Origin of the sequence: Paracoccus sp. R86501, from assembly GCF_042466435.1 — a bacterium.
In the GTDB taxonomy this organism is placed as follows: domain Bacteria; phylum Pseudomonadota; class Alphaproteobacteria; order Rhodobacterales; family Rhodobacteraceae; genus Paracoccus.
Map to the genome: position 1 here is coordinate 2,348,158 of NZ_JAXHPZ010000001.1, position 19,900 is coordinate 2,368,057.

Genomic DNA, 19,900 nt, shown 5'->3' on the forward strand with positions numbered 1-19,900 from the left:
ATTTTACTCAGGGATCAGGCCAAGCCCGCGCAGATAGATGATCGCACCGCTTTCCAGCATCTCGGAAGGGGCGACAGGGCTTCGGCTGCCGGGCTTGCCGCGGGAAAACAACTCGACCACGCCATGACTTAGCGCCCAGATGTGGTTGGCGACCATCCGCGCCGGTGGGCGCTTGTCCGCAGGCAGGCGTGTGGCCAAGGCCTCGGCCGCGGAAATCAGCACGCCTTGCGCGCGGTCCGAGGCCGACGCCAGATCCGCATTGCCCGCGACCGAGATGCCGGATTCGAACATGGCCATGTAATAGCCTGGCCTGTCCGACGCGAAATCCAGATAGGCCTGCCCCGTTCGCAGGAAGGCTGTCAGCGCCCGGGGATTGCCGTCATCGAAGGCTGCCATTAGCCGGTCGGCGAAATCGACGAAGCCTTGCCGCGCGACCTCTTCCAGCAGATCGTCGCGGCCCTTGAAATGACGATAGGGGGCAGCGGGGGACACGCCGGCAAGACGCGCGGCCTCAGCCAGTGTGAACGCCTGCGGACCCTTTTCCTGGATCAGCGCCGCAGTGGCGTCAACCAGCGCCTGCCGCAGGTTGCCGTGGTGATAGGACTTGCGGTCGGCCACTACATGCCTTCGCCGAAGTAATCCTTGACCAATGCCTCGAGCGCGTCGGCCAGTTCGGCGGCCTGCGGGCCGGTGGTCGTGACGCGGATGTCGCTGCCGCGCGATGCGGCCAGCATCAGCAGTCCCATGATCGAATCGCCGGAAACCGAATGCCCGTCCTTTTCCACCTGCGCCTGCGCATCGAAATTCTCGACCACGTTGACGAACTTGGCGCTGGCCCGCGCGTGCAGGCCCTTGACGTTGATGATGGAGAGGTCTCGTTCAATCGGTCCGGTCATCGGGCGTGGGTTCCTGTCGCGATCCCCGCTTCAAGCGGGACGTTGTAGGAATTGATGTACTTGCGCCCGGCCTCCTTGGCAAATGCCACGGCATCCGCGACACGCAGCTTGCGCGACTTGGCCAGTTTGACCAGCATCGGCAGGTTGGCGCCATAAAGGATTGTGCGGTCCTGAACCGCGCATGCAGGCAGCGCCAGGTTCGCGGGCGAACCTCCGAAAAGATCGGTGACAAGGACGACGCCGTCGCCCAGATCAACGGCATTCGCCGCTGCTTTGATTTCCGCAGTCTTGGCCGCACGGTCGTGATCGTCTTCGATCGCGACGGCAACGATGCCAACCTGCGGACCCACGACATGTTCGACCGCCGAGAGATATTCCCGGGCCAAGCCGCCATGCGCTACGATGACAATTCCGATCAACGCGCCCCACCAAGTCCAAAAGCCCGCGCCATCATGACGCCTGCCTCTGCGTCGGTCGTGCCTCGCCATTGGGCGATGCATCTCCGGCAGAATGCAGCGCCGCATTGCGACGCTCGAGTTCTCTATGTCTTATTGACACTGGCCAGCCAGCATCCGCAAGCGCCACGGCCATCTTTTCGACCAAAGTGACGGAACGGTGTTGCCCCCCGGTACAGCCGAACCCGACGGCAAGATGGGATTTACCCTCTTGCAGATGTGCGGGCAGCAGAAATTCAACCAAACCGCGGGTCCGCTGGAAAAATTCGTCGAATCGGGCATCGGCGGTCACATGGTCCTGAACGCGGGCATCACGACCGTCCAGCGCCCGCAGTGCCGGTTCCCAATGCGGGTTCGCAAGGAAGCGGCAATCGAACATCACGTCCACCCCCCGCGGCACGCCACGCTTGTAGCTGAACGAATGCAGCGAAACGCTGAGGTTCTTGCCCGGCCGCAGATCGAACCAGCGCGTCAGTTCGGCCTTCAGATCGTGCGGCGACAGTTCGGAGGTGTCCAGCAGAACGTCGGCCCGTGCGCGGATCGGGTTCAGGATGTCGATTTCGGCCAGCACGCCCGCCATGGGTTCGCTGTCGGGTGTCAACGGGTGGCGACGACGGGTTTCGTTGAAACGGCGGACCAGAACATCGGCGTCGCAGTCCAGAAACAGAACCTCGGGCGAATAGCCGGGCATGCGGGTCAGACGGTCGATCAACTCGATCACGTTCGAGGATGAAAAATCGCGGTTACGCACATCCAGCCCAAGCGCCAGCGGCACGGGGCGTGCGGGACCGTCCAGCAAGCGCGGGATCAGCGACAGGGGCAGATTGTCGATCGCCTCGAAGCCCAGATCTTCAAGTACGTTGATGGCGGTGGACCTGCCCGCGCCGGACGGGCCGGTGACCAGCACCAGTCGTTGCACGCCCTGCGGCGCATCATCGGGGGTCGGATCGTCTTGGGCCATCCGTCTTCCTTCGCATGTCGGGTCGGGCGGCTATGCCAGGCGTTGGCCCAGCATCAACTGCCGCAGCGCAGCGTAAAGATGCGGGCGATACGGTCCCGATACAAGCAAAACCCGGATGCCCAGCCATTCGCGATGTTGCACCTGTGGCAGACGATCCTGTTCGTCCAGCCCCAGATCGACCGCGGCGGCCACCGGAACGGGCGCCGAAGGAACTGCCGACAGGATGCCGACGCCCCGCGCCTCGATCTTGCCCAGCAAAGGCGCAGGGGATTGGGCGATCAGGTGACCGGCCGACAGGCGCAGATCGGTCCGGTCGTCCGCCACCAGCAGAGCACCCACGGCCATCAGTTGCAGCGCCAGCGTTGACTTTCCCGACCCGGAGGGGCCGGTGATGACCAGACCCCGACCTTCGAAGGCCACCGTGGTTGCGTGGATCTGCCGCATGCGAATCACCTTGGGTCGAAAACTGGGCGCTTGGCGGTCATGATCTGCCCTGTCGGGTCCAAAAACCATCGTGTTGGCGATAACATTCACAGTTTGCGCTAACCGTTTGCGCTGACTTGTTTCGCGCGAAAACCGCCATGCTATAGCCGATTCCATTGCAACGCACATGACGGCGAACATTTCATGGATCAGGAGCCCCACATGACGACGCGCGTGAACCCGAACTGCCGACTGGAAGATCAAGGCATCAACGGGCTGGGCCAGGTCTATTACAACCTTCTGGAACCCGCCCTGATGACCGAGGCCGTCGCGCGTGGCGAAGGCAAGCTGGGTCTTGGCGGGACCTTCCTGGTGTCAACCGGTGCACATACCGGCCGTTCGCCCAAGGATAAATTCGTCGTCCGTACGCCATCGGTCGAGGATTCGATCTGGTGGGAAAACAATGCCCCAATGCAGCCCGAAAACTTCGATCTGCTGCATGCCGACATGCTGGAGCACATGAAGGGCCGCGACTACTTCGTGCAGGATTTGTTCGGGGGCGCCGATCCCGCGCATCGTCTGGATGTCCGCGTCATCACCGAAATGGCCTGGCACGGGTTGTTCATCCGCCACCTGCTGCGCCGCCCCGAGGCCGACGAGCTGGCGACCTTTGCGCCCGAATTCACCATTATCAACTGCCCCGGCTTCAAGGCCGATCCGGCCCGCCATGGCTGCCGTTCGGAAACGGTCATCGCGCTGAACTTCGACAAGAAGCTGATCCTGATCGCCAATACCGCCTATGCCGGTGAGAACAAGAAATCGGTCTTCACGCTGCTGAACTACATCCTGCCGGGCAAGGGTATCATGCCCATGCATTGCAGCGCGAACCATGCACCGGGTGATCCCGATGACAGCGCGGTCTTCTTCGGCCTGTCGGGCACAGGCAAGACGACGCTTTCGGCCGATCCTTCGCGCGTGCTGATCGGTGACGACGAACATGGCTGGTCGGACGATGGCATCTTCAACTTCGAAGGTGGTTGCTATGCCAAGACCATCAACCTGTCGCCCAAGGCCGAGCCCGAGATCTTTGCCACCACCTCGCGTTTCGCCACCGTGATCGAGAATATGGTCAGCGATCCCGACAGCCTTGAACTCGACTTCGAGGACAACTCGATCACCGATAACATGCGCTGCGCATACCCGCTGGATGCGATATCGAACGCATCGCCGACCAGCCTTGGTGGCAATCCCCGCAACGTCATCATGCTGACCTGCGATGCCTATGGCGTGCTGCCGCCCATCGCACGCCTGACGCCGGCGCAGGCGATGTACCACTTCCTGTCGGGCTTCACCGCCAAGACGCCGGGAACCGAGGTGGGTGTGGTCGAGCCGATCCCGACCTTCTCGACCTGCTTCGGTGCGCCCTTCATGCCGCGCCGCCCCGAGGTCTATGGCAAGCTGCTGCAGCAAAAGATCGCCACCTTGGGCGCGTCCTGCTGGCTGGTGAACACCGGCTGGACCGGCGGCGCCTTCGGGACCGGGTCACGCATGCCCATCGCAGCGACGCGCAACCTGCTGTCGGCCGCCCTGGACGGCAGCCTGAACGAGGCGGAATTCCGCAAGGACCCGAACTTCGGCTTCGAGGTTCCCGTCAGCGTCCCCGGCGTCAGCGACGTGCTGCTGGACCCGCGCCGCACCTGGGACGACCCCGCGGCCTATGACGCGCAGGCCAGAAAGCTGGTCCAGATGTTCTGCGATAATTTCGCGCAATATCTGGACGGCATCGATGACGAAATCCGTGCCGCAGCCATCGGCTGATCGCAAAAGGCCCGGATCGCCATCAGGGTGATCCGGGCCGCATAGGCAAGGCATTCAATGGAAATGCCCCGACGCGGCATGATCAGGCGCATCGGGGCATTGGTCCATCATGACGCGTGCTAGCGTTGCAGGCAATGGCGCATGATCGCTTTTTGGGCATGCAACCTGTTTTCCGCTTCGTCAAAAATGACGGAATGGGGGCCGTCCATTACTTCGCTGGTGGCCTCGTCGTCGCGATGGGCCGGCAGGCAGTGCATGAACAACGCATCCCCACGCGCCTTGGCCATCAGATCGGCGTTGACCTGATATCCGCGCAGCTGGTTATGGCGACGTTCCTTGGCGGACTGGGGGTCGTGCATGCTGACCCAAGTATCGGTGACGACCAGATCGGCGCCGATGACGGCCTTGTTGGGATCACGCTCGATCGTGACCGGATGCCCTTTTGAGGCCGCATAGTCCAGCCATTCGCGTTCCGGATCCAGCGGCGGCGGGCCGGTGAAGGTCAGGTCAAAGCCGAACTGACCGGCTGCATGGGCAAAGCTGGCAAAAACGTTGTTGCCGTCGCCCGACCAGACCACCTTTTTGCCTGCGATGGGGCCGCGATGCTCCTCGAAGGTCATGATGTCGGCCATGATCTGGCAGGGGTGGGTACGGTTCGTCAGGCCGTTGATGACCGGCACGGTGGCATGCTCGGCCATTTCCAGCAGGGTCGCTTCCTCGAAGGTGCGGATCATGATCAGATCGACATAGCGGGACAGGACGCGGGCCGTGTCAGCGATGGTTTCGCCGTGTCCCAGCTGCATTTCCGATCCCGACAGGATCATTGTCTGCCCGCCCATCTGCCGCACGCCCACATCGAAGCTAACGCGCGTCCGGGTCGAGGGCTTTTCGAAGATCAGCGCCACCATATGTCCGGCAAGCGGCTGGTCCTGATCGGGTGTACCTTTGGGCAGCCCCTTTCGGGCCTGCTTCATCGCCTTGGCGTTGTCGATGATGGTCCGCAGATCGTCGCGGTCGGTTGTGTGGATATCCAGAAAATGGGTCATCTGTCTGTCTTTCGGCGATTTTCGCAAGCAAGCCCGCTTGAGGCCCCGGGGTCAAGAGGGCCCTGCCCCCGGATAAAGGTTTCACGACGCAGATGCCCTCATCGGAGGCGGCGATGCGACACGCCGCCCATCTCAGGCTGCCAAGGCGCTGGCGGCGCGGTCCAGACGGGCCACGGCCTCGGAGATGTCCCCGTCCGAGATGTTCAGGGGCGGCAGCAAGCGCAATGTGTTGTCGGCAGCGGGCACGGTCAGGATGTTCTGGTCATAGCCTGCCTTGACCAGATCGACGGGCGCGACCTTGCATTTCAGGCCCAGCATCAGCCCCTGCCCCCGCACGGCTTCAAAGATATCGGGATGGGCTGCAATCAGCCCCTCCAGCTTCTGCCGGAACAGCCCGCCTTTGCGGTTCACTTCCGACAGGAACTGCGGATCGGCGACGATCTGCATCACGCGGTTGCCCACCGCGCAGGCCAGCGGGTTGCCGCCATAGGTCGAGCCATGCGTTCCCGCAACCATGGCAGCGGCCGCGTTTTCAGTCGCCAGCACCGCACCTAAGGGGAAGCCGCCGCCGATGCCCTTGGCGACCATCATCACATCGGGGGTGATGCCTGCATATTCATGCGCGAACAGACGCCCGGTCCGGCCAACGCCGCATTGAACCTCGTCCAGAACCAGCAACGCGCCGGTTTCGTCGCACAATTCGCGGATGGCGCGCAGGTCTTCGTCGGGAATGGGACGGATGCCACCCTCGCCCTGCACGGGCTCCAGCATCACCGCGGCGGTGCGGTCGGACATGGCGGCCTTCAGCGCATCCAGATCGCCCCAAGGCAGGGTGCGGAAGCCGGGCATCAGCGGGCCGAAGCCCTTGACCATCTTTTCCGCACCCGATGCCGCGATGGCACCGGTGGAACGGCCATGGAAGGCGCCTTCGAAGGTGATAATCTCGATCCGGTCTGGATCGCCTGCGTGATCCCAGTATTTGCGGATCATCTTGATGGCCAGCTCGGCGGCCTCGGTGCCGGAATTGGTAAAGAAGACCGTATCGGCAAAGGTGTTTTCCACCAGCGCCGAGGCCAGCTGTTCCTGTTGCGGGATCTGGTACAGGTTCGAGACATGCCAGATCCGGCCCGCCTGTTCGGTCAGCGCCGCGACCAGATCGGGGTTGGCATGGCCCAGCACGTTCACCGCGATCCCCGCCCCCAGATCCAGATATCGGGTTCCGTCGGCGGTGATGGCCCAAGCGCCCTCACCCCGTTCAAAGGACAGAGGGGCGCGGTTATAGGTCGGCAAGACATGCGAAATCATGGGAATGCTCCGGCAACGGGATCAGGGGAAGCGGATAGGCAAAACGAGGGCGGGACGCGGCCCGCGGGGGCTGCGTCAGCGTCGGTTGATGCGGGCACGTCGTTTGCTCATGCGCGGAAAGATGCGCAGGATGCACCCGCGACGCAAGCGCTATTTGCGCGCCCGTCACGGTTTCATGCGATAGCCGGTCTTCAGCCAGCGCCACGCGATATACAGAACCACCGTCGCCACAGCGGCGCAGATCAACGCGCCACGCAGGGGCGGCGCGTCGCTGACACCGGTCACGCCATAGCGGGCGCCGTCGATCAGATAAAAGATCGGGTTCCAATGCGACAACGTGTTGAAGGGCTGCGGCAGAGTCTGCACCGAATAAAACGTGCCGGACAGAAAGCTGAGCGGCGTGATGATGAAATTCGTGATCGCCGCCATCTGGTCGAATTTCTGCGCCATGATCCCGGCCAGGATGCCAAGGCCCCCCAGCAGCACCGCCGCCAGCAGCACAAAGCACAGCGCCCACAGCGGATGGCTGATGCCCCGTTGCGTCACCAGCATCATGCCGGTGCCGATCACAGTTGCGACAAGTCCCGCCCGCACGACCGATCCCGACAGGTATCCCGCCAGCAGTTCGCCCGCCGACAGGGGCGGCATCAGCGTGTTGACGATATTTCCCTGCACCTTGGCGGCGGTGATGCTGCTGGAGGTGTTGGCAAAGCTGTTCTGGATCACCGTCATCATCAGGATGCCCGGCCCCAGAAAGACCAGATAGGGCAGGCCCATGATCTCTCCGCGGCCCTGCCCCAGCGCCAGCGCAAAGACCACCACGAACAGCCCCGCCGTCATCAGCGGCGCAAAGATGGTCTGCTGCCAGACGGCCATGAAGCGCATCACCTCGCGGCGGGCCAGCGTTCGCAGGCCCAGCCAGTTGACGCGGCCAAAGCGGCGGACACCCATCGCGGGGCGGTCGGGGATCATTTGCGGGGTCATCATGCGGTCCTTGAATTTCTGCGCACCGACAGCTAAATCTCGGCATCCCGTTTCTGACGGGACCAATCGCAGGTTACAAGATGGGGCGGCAGGTCAGACCCGCCCGGAAAGGCAGCCATGTCCTGGACGGATGAACGTGTCGAGACGCTGAAGCGCATGTGGTCCGAGGGCCAGTCGGCCAGTGCCATCGCAAAAGAACTGGGGGGCGTCACCCGGAACGCCGTGATCGGCAAGGTGCATCGCCTTGGCCTGTCCAACCGCAACGACGAGGCCGAGGCCGCCCCTGCACCCGCAGCGGCAGCCCCCGCGCCCGAACCTGCGGCACCCAAGAAACCCGCAGCCCCCAAGGCCGCAGCCCCCGCGCCGCAGCCCGCTCCGGCAGCCCCCAAGCCCGCGGCCCAGCCCGAGCCTGAACCCGAAGAGGCCGAAGAACCCGCGCCGCAGCCGGTCTTTACCCCGGTGCCGCGCCGTCCGATCGTGCCCGCAGGCCAACCCCTGCCGCCGCAGCCTTCCGCGAATGAGATCAGCCCCGAAGCGCTGGCCTCGGTCCGCGAAGTGGAAAAGCGCGCGCGCAAGCTGTCGTTGATGGAGCTGACCGAACGGACCTGCAAATGGCCCATCGGCGATCCGGCGACCGAAAAGTTCTGGTTCTGCGGTCTGCCCAGCCAAGCGGGCAAACCCTATTGCGAGGCCCATGTGGGCGTCGCCTTCCAACCCATGAGTTCGCGTCGCGACCGCCGCCGCTAAGGTATTAGGGAAATTGGAAAAGCCACCCCTCGGGGCGGCTTTTTCATGCGCGGTGGTGATCGTGCCGGATCAGGACGACGACCTGCAGGATCAGAATCGCGGCGATCAGCTCCAGCGCTTCTTCGCTGCGTCCGGCGACCTTGTTGGTCCAATCGGCCAACTCGACGCCCCAAGGGGCCAGCTTGCGACCCAGACCGTCCAGCGATTTGGCGACCGTATGCAGCGCAAGGATCAGCGCGATGAGCCATGCGCGCAGCTGCCCGCCCCGCAGGCCCCGCAGCCACGGCCCCAGATCACGGCGCAGCAGCCGGATACCGGCGGTGATCAGCGCGGCCAGCACCAGCAAGCCCACGGCCTTCTGCACCAGCGGCGCATCCCCGGAATAAAGGCGCAGCTGCAGCACGCCGCTGTCGGTAAAGGCCTTGTCCCAATCCAGTTCGCGCAAGCCTGCCGCACCGAGCAGCACCACCTGGTGCCAGCGACCCGTCCCGCGCAGCGTCGCCAGTAGCAGCGCCGATGCGATCAGATAGGCCGCCGAGAGACGCTCGATCGGGCCGCTTTCGGCAAAGACCTCTTTGGGGGTGTGGGACAGGACCAATCCGGCCATCAGCACCACCAGCGTCGTCATGCAAGTAGCGGCCAGAACCAGCAGCGGGTCGGGGAATCGAAGTGAGGCGTTCTGGGACAAGGGATCTCTGTGACAGTTGTGTGAAAGCCTGCGCATCTGCCGTATCGGACCGATATTTGCAACTACCCCGCCGGATTGACGTCAGGTTAGTCGCAAGTCCGGCGCATATGACCCGCAGATCAGCGCAGATCTTTCATTTGCCCCCCACAAGGGCTAGAGATGCGCCGACTGAAAAGGACGCATTCCATGGCCCGCCATCTGATCACCTCTGCCCTGCCCTATATCAACGGCATAAAGCATCTGGGGAACCTTGTCGGGTCCCAGCTTCCCGCCGACCTGTTCGCCCGCTATCAGCGCGCCCGCGGACACGAGGTGATGTTCATCTGTGCCACCGACGAACACGGCACGCCCGCCGAACTGGCCGCCGCCAAGACCGGCGAGGCGGTGGATGATTACTGCGCCCGCATGCATGGCGAACAGGCCGAACTGGCGCGCGGCTTCGGGCTGTCCTTCGACCATTACGGCCGGTCGTCCAGCACCCAGAACCGCGCCCTGACCCAGCATTTCGCAGGCCGCCTTGCCGATCAGGGCTATATCCGCGAAGTGTCTGAAAAGCAGGTCTATTCTATCACCGACGGCCGCTATCTGCCCGACCGCTATATCGAGGGCACCTGCCCCAATTGCGGCTACGACAAGGCACGCGGTGACCAGTGCGAAAACTGCACCAAGCAGCTGGATCCCACCGACCTGATCGACCCGCGCAGCGCCATCAGCGGCAGCACCGATCTGGAAGTGCGCGAGACCAAGCACCTCTATCTGCGCCAGTCCGAACTGAAATCCGACATCGCCGCATGGATCGACAGCAAGAAGGACTGGCCGATCCTGACGACCTCGATCGCCAAGAAATGGTTGAACGACGGCGACGGCCTGCAGGATCGCGGCATCACCCGCGATCTGGACTGGGGCGTTCCGGTCAAGCATGGCGACAAGGATTGGCCGGGGATGGAGGGTAAAGTCTTCTATGTCTGGTTCGACGCCCCCATCGAATATATCGCCGGCACCGCCGAATGGGCCGATGCGAACGGTCGCAGCGATGCCGACTGGCGCAGCTGGTGGCGCACGGATGAAGGCGCGGATGACGTGACCTATACCCAGTTCATGGGCAAGGATAACGTCCCCTTCCACACCCTGTCATTCCCCGCCACACTGATCGGCTCGGGCGAACCGTGGAAGATGGTCGATTACATCAAGTCGTTCAACTATCTGACCTATGACGGCGGCCAGTTCAGCACCAGCCAGGGGCGCGGCGTCTTCATGGACCACGCGCTGTCGATCTTGCCCGCCGATTACTGGCGCTGGTGGCTGCTGTCCCACGCCCCCGAATTGGGTGACAGCGAATTCACCTGGGAAAACTTCCAGCAGTCGGTGAACAAGGATCTGGCCGATGTGCTGGGCAATTTCGTCAGCCGCATCACCAAGTTCTGCCGCAGCAAGTTCGGCGAGGCTGTCCCCGAAAGCCCCGATTACGGTCCCGAGGAACAGCAGCTGATCGCCGATCTGACCGCCCGCATCCGCAACTACGAGCGGATGATGAACGACATGGAGATCCGCAAGGCCTCGGCCGAACTGCGCGGCATCTGGGTGCGCGGCAACGAATACCTGCAGGCGGCGGCCCCTTGGGCGGCCTTCAAGACTGACCCCGAAAAGGCCGCGATGCAGGTGCGCATGGGCCTGAACCTGATCCGCCTTTACGGCGTGCTGTCCGAACCCTTCATCCCCTTCGCAGCGAAATCCACGCTGCAAGCGATGAATGCCGAAGACGCCGCTTGGCCCGACGATGTCGCCGCCGCGCTGCAGGCCCTGCCCGCAGGTCACGCCTTTACCGTCCCCGAGGTTCTGTTCGCCAAGATCTCGGACGAAAACCGCGCTGAATGGGAAGAGCGGTTCAAGGGCGTCCGCGCCTGATACCGTTGCATTTGCGCAACAATCACGATCACGGCGGGGTGTCATCTTGCCCCCGCCGTGACAGGCTTCTATTCCCGACTGAATTACCCAGGTAATGCGGTTCGTCTCTCTGGCTGTTGACCCAAGGCAGGAAATCAACAGTCCAGGATCACAGATATGCCGTTCAGCACGCGCCGTCGCCCCGTCATCGCAACCCTTCTGACCGTGACCGCGCTGGTTCACCCGGCGCTTGCGCAGGATATGGCCGAACAGCCGGTGATGCTGGAACCGATCATCCTGACGGCATCGGGGTTCGAACAGAACCTCTCGGAGGCCCCGGCCAGCGTTTCGGTCATTTCGGGGGATGAGCTGTCCAAGCGCGGCATTTCCAGCCTGACCGACGCACTGACCGAGGTGCAGGGCGTCGCCACCACCGGCAATGCCAATGAAGAAGACATCTATATCCGCGGGCTGTCGGGACAATACACGCTGATCCTGGTGGACGGCAAACGGCAGGGCACGCGGGAATCGCGCACCAATGGCAATGCCGGCATCGAGCAGAGCTTCATCCCCCCCGTCGGCGCCATCGACCGGATCGAGGTCGTGCGCGGCCCGATGTCCTCGCTTTATGGCTCGGACGCGATGGGCGGCGTGATCAACATCATCACCAAGCCGGTCGGCGATCAGTGGAGCGGCTCGGTCACGGCCGAAACCACGCTGTCCCAGCATGACCGCGATGCCAATTCCCGGCAGCTGTCGTTCCAGGCCGGTGGTCCGTTGATTGCCGACCAGCTGGGCCTGCAGGTCTGGGGCCGCAGCTTCCAGCGCAGCGAGGCACGCCAGGTCGACGGGTTGCGCGACCGTGACCTGACCGATCTGTCGGCCCGCCTGACCTGGACCCCGGACCCCGATCACCTGTTCCGTCTGGAAGGTGGCCGCACCCGGATCGAGGATCTGGCCCGCGTCGGCCGCACTCTGGCAGCCTTCGACTTCCGCGGCGCGCCCCAGAACGACAGCCTGCAGGAAAACACCCGCGAACATGCGTCGCTGTCCTATACCGGCCAGTGGGGCGATGTGACCGCCGACCTATCGGTGCTGAGAGAAAAGGGCGAACGCACCACCTATGCCGGCAACGGCGCGCTGGCGCTTTCGGCCGATCCGCGCAGCCCTGAGGTGACGAACACCGTCTATGACGCCAAGTTCACCGCGCCGCTGTCCTTCCATGGCGAACATACCGTCGTCTTCGGTGGCCAGCTGGACCGCACGGGCCTGCGCGATCAGAACCCCGGTCTGGGCGATGGCGTCGATTACGACTTCTCGACCTCGCAATGGGCGATCTTTGCCGAGGACGAATGGCGCCTGCGCGACGATTTCGCGCTGACCTTGGGCGCGCGCTATAATGAACACGACGAATTCGGCAACCATGTCACCCCGCGTGCCTATGCGGTGTGGAACGCGACGGCGGATCTGACGATCAAGGGCGGTGTGTCAACCGGCTTCCGTGCGCCCGATCTGCGGTCGATCGTTCCGGGCTACTACTACACCACCGAAGGCGGTGCGGGGGCGATCGTGTCGAACCCCGACCTGCAGCCCGAGGAAAGCACCAACTACGAACTGGCCGCGCTGTACAACGGCGGCACATGGGATGTCGGCGCCACGGTCTTCCGCACCGATTTCAAGAACAAGATCGAAAGCGCCAAATCCACCGATCAGATCACCGTCGGCGGCACCACCTTCAACCGTTGGGGCTGGTACAACGTCGGCGAGGCCCGCCTGCAGGGGGTCGAGCTGACCGGGTCGTGGGATGCCACCGCCGATCTGTCGTTCCGCGCCAGCTACAGCTTCACCGACAGCGAACAGGAAACCGGCGATTATCGCGGGCTGCCGCTGGAACGGACGCCGCGTCACATGGCCAGCCTGAGCGCCGATTGGCAGACGCCCGTCACCGGTCTGGGCGCATGGGGCACCGTGAACTATCAAGGGAACGAAGTCGCGGCGGGTGCGCGGATCGGCACCAATGGCACGCCCTATGCCTTTGACGACAACGGCACAGCCATCGCCTATGAATACGGATCCTATCTGACCGTCGACATGGGTGCGGATTATCAGGTGAATGACCGCGTCACCCTGAACGGCGCCATCTACAACGTGCTGGACCGCGACATCACCGCGGGCAGCAGCAACACGGTCGGCGAAGGCCGCCAGCTGTGGATGGGCCTGACGGCGAACTTCTGACGCCATTCCCCGGGGCCGGTGGACATTCGCCGCCCCGGGGGGTCTTATCCGGATATCAAGAACGGAGATCCGGATGACCCATTGCATCCTCATCGGCGCGCCCGTGGACGAAGGGCAGCGTCGCCCCGGCTGCCTGATGGGCCCTGCCGCCTATCGGACCGCAGGGCTGGCGGGCACCCTGGGCGCGCTTGGCCACAGCGTCGAGGACCGCGGCGATGTCGCCCCGGACGCCCCCGGCGACCAGACCTGCGACAACACCGCCGTCCACCACCTGCCCGAGACCATCGCCTGGACCCGCGCATTGTCCACCGCCACGCAAGCGGCGCTGCCGGACGGCATGCCGATCATCATGGGGGGCGATCATTCGCTGGCCCTTGGCACCGTCGCGGGGGTGGCCTCGCATGCGGCCAACATCGGGCGCCCGCAATTCGTGATCTGGCTGGATGCGCATAGCGACTTCCACACGGTCGCCTCGACCACCTCGGGGAATTTGCACGGTACGCCGATGGCCTATGCCAATGGCCAGGCGGGTTTCGACCCCTTCCCGGCCTTCCCCAACCCGATCCCCGGCGAAAACATCTGCATGTTCGGCATCCGCAGCGTCGATCCGGCGGAATATGCAGCGATGCAGGAAACCGACATCACCGTCAACGACATGCGCGTGCTGGACGAACAGGGCATCGTCGCGCCTTTGCGCACCTTCCTTGACCGCGTGCGGGCGGCCAACGGCCTGCTGCATGTCAGTCTGGATGTGGATTTCCTGGACCCCTCGATCGCGCCCGCCGTGGGCACCACGGTCCCCGGCGGTGCCACCTTCCGCGAGGCGCATCTGGTGATGGAGCTGCTGCACGAATCCGAGCTGGTCACATCGCTGGATCTGGTCGAGCTGAACCCGTTCCTCGACGAACGCGGGCGCACGGCCAAGTTGATGGTCGATCTGGTCGGCAGCTTGATGGGCCGCAAGGTCTTCGACCGTCCGACCCGCAGTTACGGATAACACTTATGGGTAAGGGGCAGACAACCGCCCGCCCCTTACCAGATGGCATGTCGGGGGCATCGCACCCCCGGCTGTCAGCTTACCAAAGCTTCTCTTCGCGGGCATAGAACCGCATGGCCGCCGCCTTGACGAAGGCCTCGGCATCAAGACCGGTCACGCCCTCATCGGCTTCGACACCGGCCGCCTTCAGCAACGGCGCCGCCGCATCGTCGCAACCGATCGCCTTGAGATGCGCAAAGGCATCCGAGACGAAATCGATGGCCGGTTTGTACTTGGCGAACTTCGCCCCGTCGTCCTGCCCCAGAACCAGCGCCACTGCATCCAGCAGCACCGAGGGCGTCCCGGCCAGCTGCGCTTCGGCCTTGCCGCGCTCCTTGGCGATCATGGTGACCATGCCACCCTGCGCCTCGACTGCGGACTTGATGGCATCGGCCTTGGCCATGTCACCACCGTCGCCGATCAGGATACCGACATTGCGGCCCTTCAACGTATGCTTGGCGCTCTTCACGATCGACAGTGCGTCCGAGACCGGCATGTCCACCACATCGCGGTGCGGCTTGGCTGCCTCGGGCAGATCCTCGGCCAGACCTTCGGCGACCATGACCGCCAGATCCTCGTCGATGACGCGCAGATGCCCCAGCACGCGCTGGATCACATGCCCCAGCCCGACCTTGGACAGCTCGAACACGATGGCATCGGCAATGTGACGCTGTTCGGGCTCGGTCTGGCTGCGATAGAACATCCGCGCCTGGCTATAGTGATCGCCGAACAGTTCCGGACGCACGCGCAGCTTCTGATCAGGTTCGTTGCCCAGATCGGTCATCTTCTTGACCGTCTTGAAGCCCTGATCCGATGCACGGGGACCAGGATCCTCGCCCGCCTGATGCAGGCTGTTGGGTTCGTAATTGGCGCGGCCCTTGGGCACGGCCATTTGCATCATGCCGTCACGCTGGAAGTTGTGCATCGGGCATTTCGGCGCGTTGATCGGGATCTGGTGGAAGTTCGCCGTCCCCAGACGCGATTTCTGCGTGTCCAGATAGCTGAACAGGCGACCCTGCAGCAGCGGATCGTCGGTGAAGTCGATGCCGGGCACGATATTGGCGGGGCAGAAGGCCACCTGCTCAGTCTCGGCAAAGAAGTTGTCCGGGTTGCGGTCCAGAACCATGCGCCCGACGATGCGGACGGGGATGTCCTCTTCGGGGATCAGCTTGGTCGCGTCCAGCACGTCATAGGGCTGCTTGGCGGCCCATTCGGCGTCGAACGTCTGGATGCCCAGTTCCCATTCGGGATAATCGCCAGCCTCGATGGCTTCCCACAGGTCCTGACGGTGGTAATCCTGATTGGCACCGGCGGTCTTGACGGCTTCGTTCCAGACCTGGCTTTGCAGACCCAGCTTGGGCTTCCAGTGGAACTTGACGAAGGTCGATTTGCCTTCAGCATTCACCAGACGGAAGGTGTGGACGCCAAAGCCTTCGATCATGCGCAGACTGCGCGGCAGGCCGCGATCCGACATGGCCCACATGACCATATGCATGGATTCGGGCATCAGCGACACAAAGTCCCAGAAGGTATCATGGGCGCTGGCGGCCTGCGGATAGCCCTTGTCGGCTTCCATTTTGACGGCATGGATCAGGTCGGGGAACTTGATTGCATCCTGGATGAAGAAGACCGGAATGTCGTTGCCGACCAGATCCCAATTGCCTTCCTCGGTATAGAACTTGACCGAAAAACCGCGCACGTCACGAGGCGTATCGACGCTGCCTGCGCCGCCTGCCACCGTGGAGAAGCGCGTGAAGACCGGGATCTTGGTCTTTTTCGACAGCATGCTGGCCGAAGTCAGTTCCGGAATGGGATCGGTACATTCGAAATAGCCATGCGCACCCGAACCGCGGGCGTGGACGATACGCTCCGGGATACGTTCGTGGTCAAAGTGGAAAATCTTTTCGCGCAGAACGAAATCTTCCAGAAGGGTCGGCCCCTTGGCGCCGGCCTTCAGGCTGTTCTGGTTGTCGGAAATGGGAATGCCCTGATTGGTGGTCAGCGTTTCGCCGCCCCGCTGGTGCAATTCGCCTGCTTTGCCGTGCTGATCGGTGATGTCGGACATGCTGGCCTCCTTCATGCTGCTTGCGCATCTGGGTGGACAACTTGCGGGCGAAGCTGCCAGTTCCCGCAATCTGCGCATGATAATCATCAAGTCCCTTGCCGACAGGGGCATCCTTTGCCATACGCAGGGATGGTCACGCGGACGTGGCGAAATCGGTAGACGCACCAGACTTTAAGATTTGGAGTGCCCGTCGGGAAACCGGCGGAGTAGAACCGCTCAAATTCGGGGAAAGCTGAGGGGGAAACCCCGTGCCAATCCCGAGCCAAGCCCGAGCGATCGGGAAGGTGTAGAGACTAGACGGGCGGCACCTGGGACCCCATGCGGGGTGACGGTGAAGGGATAGTCCAGACCACGAACGCCGGAACGGCGGCGGCGAAAGTCGAAGTGGTACGAAAATCTGTTTTCCGTAAGGAAGTGCGGGTTCAAGTCCCGCCGTCCGCACCACCACCCTTTCAGCGGCGACCGGCAGCCATTCTGGCGGCCGCAGGCAGGCCGCGCAGGCGCAGCATCGCCCAGGTTCCGATTGTCGGACCGGGCAGCAGCGCCAGAAACGCCCATCGCCATCCCCCCAGCAACACCGCCACATGCGGCATCAGCCAGATCGCCACCACCGTCAGCGCAAAGCCCAAGGCCAACTGCATGGTCAGCGCGGTGCCGACAAGGCGCGGGTCCGACAGCTCGGTCACGGCGGCCGAGAACTGGGCGCTGTCGCCGATGATGCTGATGCCCCAGATGATGGCCACCGCCACCAGCAGCCAGACGGGCCCGCCCCACGCCAGACAGATCAGCACCGTGCAGGCACCCGATACCGTCATCATGCCCGCCGTGGTCAGGCATCGCCCGATGCGATCCGACAACCAGCCGCCAATCGCGCAGCCGATGACCCCCGCCGCGATCACCGCAAAGGTCAACACCGAGGCGCTGCCCGCAGGCAGTCGCCCCGCCTGCATGGCGGCGATGGCAAAGGACAGGAACCAGGCCCACATAGCATAAAGCTCCCACATGTGGCCGAAGTATCCCAGATTGGCCAAGCGGACGGGGCGGTCGCGCAGCACGGCCAGGGTCTGGCGGGGATCGAAACTGGCGCGGGCGAAGCCATGCGGCCCTTCGCGCACCGTCAGGCCAAAGATCGCGGCCGAGGACAGCGCGGCGATGCTGGCCCCCGCGACCACAAGCCGCCAATCCAGCCCCTGCCCCAAGGCACGCAGCAGATGCGGCATGGCCGATCCAAGCGTCAGCGCGCCCACCAGCAGGCCCATCGCCAACCCGCGACCCTTGACGAACCATGTGGCCATCAGCTTCAGCGCGGGGGGATAGACGCCCGCCAAGGCAAAGCCCGTTGCCAGACGCGCCAGCAGCAGCCCGCCGAAGCCCGGCTCCAGCAGAACGGCGGCATTTGCCAGCGCGGTCAACAGGGCCGCAAGGGTGATCAACCGCGTCACCGGCATGATGTCGGGCAGGTTCACCGCCGAGGCCGCCAGCGCGCCCAGCACGAAACCGATCTGCACCGCATTGGTCAGCCAGGCCGCCTGCGTGTTCGACAGCCCCCAGTGCAGCGCCAGATCCGGCCCGATGGCCGTGGTGGAAAACCAGCAGGCCATGGCACCGATCACGCCGGCACAGATCAGTGCCAGCGCCCGCCAGCGATCCGGCACGGCGGAAATCAGGTCTCGACCTGTTGAGGTTCGCGCGGCGGGCGACCGATGATGTCGCGCAGGGCCTCAAGCTCGATGAAGTTGTCGGCCTGGCGTCGCAGGTCGTCGGCAATCATCGGCGGCTGGCTGCGGATCGTGGAGACGACGGAAACCCGCACACCCTTGCGCTGCAGCGACTCGATCAGGGGGCGGAAGTCGCCATCACCCGAGAAGATGACCACGTGATCCAGATGCGGCGCCAGCTCCATCGCGTTGACGGTCAGCTCGATGTCCATGTTGCCCTTGATCTTGCGACGGCCCTGGGCATCGGTGTATTCGCGCGCCGGTTTCGTCACGACACAGAAGCCGTTGTAATGCAGCCAGTCGACCAGCGGGCGGATGGGCGAATATTCGTCACCCTCGACCAGAGCGGTATAGTAATAGGCACGGGTCAACTTGCCACGCCGGTCGAATTCCTGTCGCAGCAGCTTGTAATCAATGTCGAAACCAAGCGCTTTCGCGGCCGCATAGAGGTTCGCGCCGTCTATGAAGATCGCCAATCTGTCGTCTTTGTAAAACATCTTGTTGCCTTTGGTGGACTTGTAAGGACAAGGCGCCTATCGAACGTGCGGGGTGAGGGACCCGATCGTATTCAATTCACGCCATGTTACCTGTAGGACGAAGGGGAAACTGTGGTTAACCTGTCTTTTGGTATCGTTGCGCTTGGCGCAAACCTTCCGGGCCCGTCACAGGACCTGTGGAACAGCCTGCGCAGCGCATTGACTATCTTGCACGAACATCGTGACATTTCAATATCTTCCGTCAGCCGTTTCTGGCGGACCCCGGCCTATCCTGCGGGCAGCGGTCCCGATTTTGCAAATGCGGTCGCCGTCGTCACATCGCCCCTGCCGCCCACGGCGCTGCTTGCGGAACTGCACAAGATTGAGGCAGATTTTGGCCGCGACCGCAGCACGGGCCGCTGGTCGGCGCGTGTGCTGGATCTGGACCTGATCGCGCTGGACGGGCTGATCGTCCCCGATGCGGCCATGCTGCGCGACTGGATCGACCTGCCCCCCGACCAGCAGCGCAGGCGCGCACCCGACCAGCTGATCCTGCCCCACCCGCGCCTGCAGGACCGCGGCTTCGTCCTTGGCCCCCTGGCCGAGATCGCACCCGCTTGGCGTCACCCCCTGACCGGACATGACGTGGCCCGGATGCTGGCCGATCTGCCGCCCGATGCGATGGACGGAATGACGCCCCTGAACGCCGATGATATGGGCGCTTTGGCTTGACAAAGCGCCCGCTTCTGCCCATCAGTCCTTTTTCGCCCCGAATATCCGATTCGCAACTGCACAGGTGATTCATGGCCCGCGTAACGGTTGAAGACTGCGTCGACAAAGTTCCCAACCGCTTTGATCTGGTGATGCTCGCCTCGCATCGCGCCCGCGAAATCACGGCCGGCTCTGCGCCGACTGTTGATCGCGACAACGACAAGAACCCGGTCGTCGCCCTGCGCGAGATCGCGGATGAAACCCAGCCCGTCGATGATCTGCGCGAGCGGATGATCGAATTGACCCAGACCCAGATCGAGGTCGATGAGCCGGAAGAAGACGCCATGGCGCTTCTGCTGGGTGCCGAAGTGGATCGTCCCAAGCCCGCCGACGAGGAATCGGAAGAGCGGATGCTGCGGATGATGCTGGAAGCCAACCAGCGCGGCTGATAC

Annotated in this window: 19 protein-coding genes; 7 read left to right on the plus strand and 12 right to left on the minus strand. The window is 63.6% G+C overall.

The features are described from left to right. Nucleotides 1-3 precede the first annotated feature (3 nt). From SJY40_RS11470 to SJY40_RS11490, 5 genes are read right to left on the minus strand one after another with little or no spacing between them, the layout of a single operon-like run. Nucleotides 4-618: a TetR/AcrR family transcriptional regulator gene (locus SJY40_RS11470; RefSeq protein ID WP_378946391.1), complete on the minus strand. Its 615-nt coding sequence runs from the start codon at nt 616-618 to the stop codon at nt 4-6. After that, nucleotides 618-896, minus strand: a complete 279-nt coding sequence (locus SJY40_RS11475) for an HPr family phosphocarrier protein (protein ID WP_378946393.1) — start codon at nt 894-896, stop codon at nt 618-620. The genes SJY40_RS11470 and SJY40_RS11475 overlap by 1 nt, the downstream gene beginning before the upstream one ends. Continuing rightward, nucleotides 893-1,315 (minus strand): PTS sugar transporter subunit IIA, encoded by a 423-nt coding sequence (locus SJY40_RS11480; RefSeq protein WP_378946395.1) that lies wholly within the window; start codon nt 1,313-1,315, stop codon nt 893-895. The genes SJY40_RS11475 and SJY40_RS11480 overlap by 4 nt, the downstream gene beginning before the upstream one ends. A 31-nt stretch (nt 1,316-1,346) precedes the next feature. Next, the gene (gene rapZ / locus SJY40_RS11485; protein ID WP_378946397.1) at nt 1,347-2,312 is read right to left on the minus strand and encodes an RNase adapter RapZ; all 966 of its coding nucleotides are present in this window, start codon (nt 2,310-2,312) and stop codon (nt 1,347-1,349) included. 30 nt (nt 2,313-2,342) lie between these two features. Then, entirely contained in the window at nt 2,343-2,756 is a 414-nt protein-coding gene (locus SJY40_RS11490; RefSeq protein ID WP_378946399.1) for an HPr kinase/phosphorylase, read from the minus strand. 201 nt (nt 2,757-2,957) lie between these two features. Between SJY40_RS11490 and SJY40_RS11495 the strand changes: the two genes are divergently transcribed. Further along, nucleotides 2,958-4,553, plus strand: coding sequence for a phosphoenolpyruvate carboxykinase (locus tag SJY40_RS11495; protein ID WP_378946401.1), 1,596 nt, complete (start codon nt 2,958-2,960; stop codon nt 4,551-4,553). Between the two features lie 119 nt (nt 4,554-4,672). Here SJY40_RS11495 and argF read toward each other — a convergent pair whose 3' ends face one another. The 3 genes from argF to SJY40_RS11510 all read right to left on the minus strand — a co-directional run bounded on the left by argF (nt 4,673) and on the right by SJY40_RS11510 (nt 7,888). Continuing rightward, on the minus strand, nt 4,673-5,599 hold the full coding sequence (gene argF, locus SJY40_RS11500) for an ornithine carbamoyltransferase (RefSeq protein WP_378946403.1): 927 nt from the start codon (nt 5,597-5,599) through the stop codon (nt 4,673-4,675). A 132-nt stretch (nt 5,600-5,731) separates the two neighbouring features. Continuing rightward, nucleotides 5,732-6,904: an aspartate aminotransferase family protein gene (locus tag SJY40_RS11505; RefSeq protein WP_378946405.1), complete on the minus strand. Its 1,173-nt coding sequence runs from the start codon at nt 6,902-6,904 to the stop codon at nt 5,732-5,734. Nucleotides 6,905-7,069: 165 nt separating this feature from the next. Continuing rightward, nucleotides 7,070-7,888 (minus strand): ABC transporter permease, encoded by an 819-nt coding sequence (locus SJY40_RS11510; RefSeq protein WP_378946407.1) that lies wholly within the window; start codon nt 7,886-7,888, stop codon nt 7,070-7,072. Between the two features lie 117 nt (nt 7,889-8,005). Between SJY40_RS11510 and SJY40_RS11515 the strand changes: the two genes are divergently transcribed. Further along, a complete protein-coding gene (locus SJY40_RS11515) occupies nt 8,006-8,635 on the plus strand; it encodes a GcrA family cell cycle regulator (protein ID WP_378946409.1) in 630 nt (209 codons plus the stop codon). A 43-nt stretch (nt 8,636-8,678) separates the two neighbouring features. Here the strand turns inward: SJY40_RS11515 and SJY40_RS11520 are convergent, their stop codons facing one another. Next, the gene (locus SJY40_RS11520) at nt 8,679-9,323 is read right to left on the minus strand and encodes a hypothetical protein (protein WP_378946411.1); all 645 of its coding nucleotides are present in this window, start codon (nt 9,321-9,323) and stop codon (nt 8,679-8,681) included. A gap of 186 nt (nt 9,324-9,509) precedes the next feature. Here SJY40_RS11520 and metG point away from each other — a divergent pair, with 186 nt between their 5' ends. The 3 genes from metG (at nt 9,510) to rocF (ending at nt 14,439) form a co-directional block, all read left to right on the plus strand. Beyond that, nucleotides 9,510-11,228 (plus strand): methionine--tRNA ligase, encoded by a 1,719-nt coding sequence (metG, locus tag SJY40_RS11525; RefSeq protein ID WP_378946413.1) that lies wholly within the window; start codon nt 9,510-9,512, stop codon nt 11,226-11,228. 156 nt (nt 11,229-11,384) lie between these two features. Then, nucleotides 11,385-13,442 (plus strand): TonB-dependent receptor domain-containing protein, encoded by a 2,058-nt coding sequence (locus SJY40_RS11530; protein WP_378946415.1) that lies wholly within the window; start codon nt 11,385-11,387, stop codon nt 13,440-13,442. A 67-nt stretch (nt 13,443-13,509) separates the two neighbouring features. Next, a complete protein-coding gene (rocF, locus tag SJY40_RS11535; protein WP_378948407.1) occupies nt 13,510-14,439 on the plus strand; it encodes an arginase in 930 nt (309 codons plus the stop codon). A gap of 79 nt (nt 14,440-14,518) precedes the next feature. On the opposite strand, the gene SJY40_RS11540 is transcribed toward rocF, so the two are convergent. From SJY40_RS11540 to SJY40_RS11550, 3 genes are all read right to left on the minus strand, one after another. Then, on the minus strand, nt 14,519-16,543 hold the full coding sequence (locus SJY40_RS11540) for a catalase (RefSeq protein WP_378946417.1): 2,025 nt from the start codon (nt 16,541-16,543) through the stop codon (nt 14,519-14,521). Between the two features lie 452 nt (nt 16,544-16,995). Beyond that, entirely contained in the window at nt 16,996-18,198 is a 1,203-nt protein-coding gene (locus SJY40_RS11545; RefSeq protein WP_378946419.1) for a nitrate/nitrite transporter, read from the minus strand. 8 nt (nt 18,199-18,206) lie between these two features. Then, nucleotides 18,207-18,758 carry an NYN domain-containing protein gene (locus tag SJY40_RS11550; protein WP_378946421.1) on the minus strand — a complete coding sequence of 184 codons (552 nt, stop codon included), beginning with the start codon at nt 18,756-18,758 and terminating at the stop codon, nt 18,207-18,209. A gap of 111 nt (nt 18,759-18,869) precedes the next feature. Here SJY40_RS11550 and folK point away from each other — a divergent pair, with 111 nt between their 5' ends. Together folK and rpoZ are read left to right on the plus strand one after the other, a co-directional pair. Continuing rightward, entirely contained in the window at nt 18,870-19,469 is a 600-nt protein-coding gene (gene folK, locus SJY40_RS11555) for a 2-amino-4-hydroxy-6-hydroxymethyldihydropteridine diphosphokinase (RefSeq protein ID WP_378946423.1), read from the plus strand. 71 nt (nt 19,470-19,540) lie between these two features. Then, complete coding sequence (gene rpoZ / locus SJY40_RS11560) at nt 19,541-19,897, plus strand: DNA-directed RNA polymerase subunit omega (RefSeq protein WP_378946425.1); 357 nt, start codon at nt 19,541-19,543, stop codon at nt 19,895-19,897. Nucleotides 19,898-19,900 lie beyond the last annotated feature (3 nt).